Source organism: Nocardioides sp. (assembly GCF_024509035.1).
In the GTDB taxonomy this organism is placed as follows: Bacteria; Actinomycetota; Actinomycetes; order Propionibacteriales; family Nocardioidaceae; genus Nocardioides.
The window spans coordinates 1-1,679 of the sequence record NZ_JANINT010000391.1 but is presented as its reverse complement, the minus strand read 5'-3'; the positions used below and the strand labels follow the sequence as shown (position 1 = coordinate 1,679).

1 protein-coding gene and 1 pseudogene are annotated in these 1,679 nt (G+C 75.9%); one reads left to right on the top strand and one right to left on the bottom strand.

Annotated elements, in window-relative coordinates; all coding sequences use genetic code 11:
* A pseudogene (locus Q0L15_RS22095) lies at positions 1–408 on the top strand (IclR family transcriptional regulator); the annotation flags it as partial.
* Between the two features lie 3 nt (positions 409–411).
* Here the strand turns inward: Q0L15_RS22095 and Q0L15_RS22090 are convergent.
* Positions 412–1,679, bottom strand: a 1,268-nt coding sequence (locus tag Q0L15_RS22090) for a SulP family inorganic anion transporter (RefSeq protein ID WP_296606997.1), incomplete at its 5' end; no start/stop codon positions are given.

Below are 1,679 nucleotides of genomic sequence, written 5' to 3'. Positions count from 1 at the left end.
CCGGTGCTGCGCGACCTCGCCGTACCCGTGCTGCGGGACCTGGCCGAGAGCCTCGGCTGCACGGCGCACCTCACGGTCGCCGACGGCGAGGACGCGCTGGCGCTGGCGGTCGTGGAGCCGTCGTGGACCGACTTCCACGTCAGCTACCGGGTCGGCTCCCGGCACCCGCTGACCAAAGGCGCCGCCGGCAAGGCGATCCTGCTGGGCCGGCGGCCGGGCGCGGAGCCCTTCGCCGTCACCGAGGGCGAGCTCCAGCCCGGCGCCCGCGGCCTGGCCGCGCCGGTGACCGGGGTGGACGGGCTGGAGGCCAGCGTCGGCATCGTCACCATCGGCGACATCGACGTCGACGTGGTCGCCCCGCGGGTCCGCCGGGCGGCCGCCGAGGTGGCCGCGCGCCTGTCGTCCTAGCGGTCAGCCCACCCGCGACACGTGCTGGCGTGCGTGCGCGATCGCCTCCGGCGTGCTCACGAACAGGTGGCGCTCGTGCGCGAGCCGGTCGTGGACGCCGAGCTCGCGCAGCACTCGCTCGTGCGCGGGCCGCACGCCCGAGAGCAGCACGGTGATGCCGCGTCCCTCCAGCCGGCTGACGGTGTCGGCGAGCACGTGCGCACCGGTCGCGTCGAGCGTGGTGACGTGCGACATCCGCAGGATCACCACGCGCACGTCGCTGACGTCGGAGAGCTCGAGCAGGAAGTCGTGCGCGGCGGCGAAGAACAGCGGGCCCTCGAGCCGGTAGGCCACGACGTGATCGTCGAGCAGCGCCTGCTCCTCGGACCGGTGGTCCTCGTCCGCGGTCAGCGGCACCTCCTCGACCCGGGCGGTCGCGGCGGTCTGCCGGATGGCGACGAAGCCGGCCAGCAGGAGTCCGAGCAGGACGGCGGTGACCAGGTCGAACGCGAGCGTCGCGACCGCGGTGACGACCAGGACGGCGCCGTCGCCGCGCGTGGACCGCACGAGCGCGGACACGCTGGAGACGCGCACCATCTGCACCGCCGTGGCGATGAGGACCCCGGACAGCGCCGCGAGCGGGATGTCGCCGACCCAGCGGGCGACCACCAGGACGACGAGCAGCAGCACGACCGCGTGCGTGAGCGCGGCCAGCCGGGACCGCGCGCCGGACCGCACGTTCACCGCGGTACGCGCGATCGCCGCGGTCGCGGGCAGCCCGCCGAAGAGCGGGGAGCCGAGGTTGGCCAGGCCCTGCCCGATCAGCTCGCGGTCGGGGTCGTGCCGCTCGCCGACGGTCATCCCGTCGGCGACGGTGGCCGAGAGCAGGCTCTCCAGCGCCGCGAGGGCCGCGACCGCGATCGCCGGCAGCACCAGCGTGCCGAGGTCGGAGAGTGGTACGCCGGGCAGCTGCGGGGCCGGCAGGCCGCTCGGGATGTGGCCCACGGGAGTGGCCCCGAGCCCGAGCAGCGAGTTCGCCGCCGTCGCCGCCACCACCGCCAGAGGGGCGCCCGGCAGCGTGGGCCGCACCCGGGCGAGCCCCAGGATCGTGACGACCACGGCGACCGTCAGGCCGAGCGGGACCCACCGCGGATCGCGCACCCAGCCCTCGACCGCGCGCCCGGCGAGCACCAGCACCTGGTCGGCGTGCGCGTCGACGCCGAACGCCGCCGGCAGCTGCTGGAGCCCGATGATCGCGGCGATGCCGAGCGTGAACCCTTCGACGACCGGCA